The organism is Kitasatospora sp. NPDC059088, from assembly GCF_042738155.1.
Classification (GTDB): Bacteria; Actinomycetota; Actinomycetes; order Streptomycetales; family Streptomycetaceae; genus Kitasatospora.
In genome coordinates this window covers 29,724-32,387 of the sequence record NZ_JBHYGR010000026.1, presented here as the reverse complement: position 1 = coordinate 32,387, position 2,664 = coordinate 29,724, and the positions used below count along the sequence as shown (strand labels likewise).

Annotated in this window: 3 protein-coding genes; all 3 read right to left on the bottom strand. The window is 71.6% G+C overall.

Annotation, left to right across the window (positions count from 1 at the left end; all coding sequences use genetic code 11):
• Positions 1-129: 129 nt before the first annotated feature.
• Genes tgmC through tgmA form a run of 3 tightly spaced genes read right to left on the bottom strand, consistent with a single transcriptional unit; the run spans position 130 to position 2,517 of the window.
• Positions 130-1,272: an ATP-grasp peptide maturase system methyltransferase gene (tgmC, locus tag ACFWXO_RS14475; RefSeq protein ID WP_380524161.1), complete on the bottom strand. Its 1,143-nt coding sequence runs from the start codon at positions 1,270-1,272 to the stop codon at positions 130-132.
• A complete protein-coding gene (gene tgmB, locus ACFWXO_RS14470; protein WP_380524159.1) occupies positions 1,269-2,243 on the bottom strand; it encodes an ATP-grasp ribosomal peptide maturase in 975 nt (324 codons plus the stop codon). Before tgmB ends, tgmC begins: the two co-directional genes overlap by 4 nt.
• Before the next feature lies 1 nt (position 2,244).
• Positions 2,245-2,517 (bottom strand): putative ATP-grasp-modified RiPP, encoded by a 273-nt coding sequence (gene tgmA / locus ACFWXO_RS14465; protein WP_380524156.1) that lies wholly within the window; start codon positions 2,515-2,517, stop codon positions 2,245-2,247.
• Between the last annotated feature and the right edge of the window lie 147 nt (positions 2,518-2,664).

The following is a 2,664-nucleotide window of genomic DNA, read 5'->3' as shown; positions in this document are numbered from 1 at the left end:
CAACAAGCTCACCCCCCGCCCCTGCTGGTGGTCCCGGGCGGGGGCCACACCCGCGGGGGGGGTGTGTCTGGGTGGGGGGTCCCCCCCGCCCCCCCCGGGGGGCGCGCCGGGCCGTCGTGTTCAGCGTGTTCAGATGGGGAGGTTCCAGCCCGGGCCGTCCTCCTGGCCGATCCAGACGCGCTGGCCTGAGCCCGAGACGGTGATCCCGAAGCCCTCCTGGTGTGGCTCGCCGGCCCGCTGCCAGGCTTCGACCGCGCTTTCCACCTGGTCCCAGAGCCGGAGCGGGCCGCGCTGGATCACGCTCCACCCGCCGACCGGGTCGGGCGCGGTCCGGGCCTGGGAGCCGGTGGCCACGTCGGAGAGGATCTGGTGTCCGCCGGCTCCCATCCGCTCGGCCGAGGGCGCTGCGAGCTGTGCGACCCAGCTGCCCGTCCAGGTGCCGATGATCTCGGGGTCGATCCTGGTCGGGCGTTCGTCTCCGGGGAGCAGGGACAGGCTCTGGCGGGGCGGCCGGTCGTGGGGGCGGGCCATCATGAAGCTGGTGTAGCCGGGCAGGAAGCGGCCGGCGGCCTCACCGGGGGCGGTCACGGTGAGGAGGGCGAGGCCGAACCCGAAGGACCAGCCCGACAGCGTGACCAGGATCCGGCCGCCGGGCTTCACCTGGTGCAGCCACGGGGGTGGGACGTAGCGGACCGCGCAGGTGGCGATCAGTCGGTCGTAGTCACCGTCTTCCGGGTCGCCGAGCAGTCCGTCGCCGATGACCAGCCGGGGCGCGTAGCCCGCTGCGGCGATGGCCGCAGCCGCGGCCGCGCCCACCGTCGGGTCGTACTCGACGCTGGTGATGGCGGTGTCCCCGAGGCGGTGCGCGCCGAGGGCGGTCGAGTAGCCGGTACCGGTGCCGATCTCCAGCACCCGGTGGCCGGGCTCGACGCCGAGTTGGTGCCACATGCGCAGGACGAGGGACGGCAGGGTGGACGAGGAGGACGGGGTGCCGGTCGCGGTCCCGTCGGGCACGTCCTCGGGACGGGTCCGCCCGTCGAGCTGGGTGACCAGCGTTTCGTTGGTGTAGACGTGCTCCAGCCACCCGGGCTCGTGCTGGTGGGTGGGGCGGTAGGCGGTCGGGTTGCTTCCCGGCACCGGCACGAAGAACGACCCGACGAACAGCTCCCGGGGGACGGTTCGGGCGGCGTCCTCCCAGGCGGGTTCGGTGATCTTGTCCTCCCCGGTCAGGCTGTCCACCAGGGCTGCGCGGAGCTGCGCCGATGTGCTCATGAGTCGGGACCTCTCTCCAACTGGTCGGCAATGGCCTGGGCGATCGCGGCAGTGGTCTCGGCGGGCTGCCACGCCCACTGGCCGTTGGGATTGCACTCAAGGAAACTCCAGTCGCCGTGGGCGGTCACGGCGAAGTCGAACGCACCGAAGGCCAGGCGGAGTTCGGCGAGGTAGCCGGTGATCGCGCGAGCGACCGGCTCGGGTACCTCGATCGGTGCGCACGTCATCAGGTCCTGTTGGTGGCGCCAGTCGAGATCCGGGCTGTCGATCCGGACCGCGAACAGTCTGTCGCCAACGGCGGTGACCCGTGCGTCGAAGGCCTTGTCCACCTTGGCCTGGAACAGGTGCGGGCAGACGGACACGGCGTCGGTGATGTCGGTGGGGTCGACTTCCCGTACCCACACGGTCCGTGCGGTGCCGTCCCCGGCGCGGAAGCGGCTGTCCCACAGCGGTTTGTAGACGGCTCCACCGGGATGGTCGGTGCAGAACCGGAGTGCTTCGGCGGGGTCGATGGTGATGACCGTGTCCGGGACCAGGAACCCCGCCCGGCTCGCCACGGCGAGCTGGGCGGGCTTGTACTCCGCATCGCGGATGCGCCACGGGTGATTGACGTAATGGGCTCCGGGGAGCGATGCGAGGATGCCGCCGACGCCCCAGAACGCCTGTGAGCCGGCGAACTTCGCCGTGTGCTCGTCCAGCCCCGGGGGTGCCTCGTAGGGCGAGGGGCGGCGGACCCAGACCGACCGCACCCGGGTGAGGTCGAGCTCCCGGCTCGGCGTGCGGAGAACGCCCCGCTGCTCGCCCGTGCGGTACTGGGCGGTCAGCAGGGCACCTTCGAGCAGATCGGCACCGGGGTCGACCCGGACGACCGGGACCCTGCGTTCGGCCAGGATGCGGAGCACTACGTCGGCTGTCACGTCGTAGGCGTTGGTCAGGACCAGGACGGCGGCCCGGTGCCGATCCGGTGTCATGTCAGCCCGTTCCCTGGTCCTGGTCGTTCGCGGGCATGCTGTCCATGTCGGTGGGCGCGTTCTGCTGCCCGCTCTGGCCGTCGCCGCCGCCCGTGCTCGTGGGCGTGCTGGTCTCGGTGCTGGTGCCGTGCGCACCCATCTCGACCGTGTGGCCGTGCTCGTCCATGAACACGGCGATCTGCGTCTCGGGATCGATCACGGGCGTGAGGGCCGGGATCGAGCTGGACCCGGGGTACGGCCCCATGCGGGTGGTGCCCCACGGTGCGGTGGTCATCTGGACAGTTCCTCCTTGGGCATTGGTGATTGAGGGCGAGAACAGCAAAAAAGGGCGGCAGGCGTGTTGGGTGGGGTTGCCGCTCGGCGGCGGCGGCGGCGCGGCCGGGGGGGCGGTTGTATTGGGAGGGGGGGGGTGATTTTATAT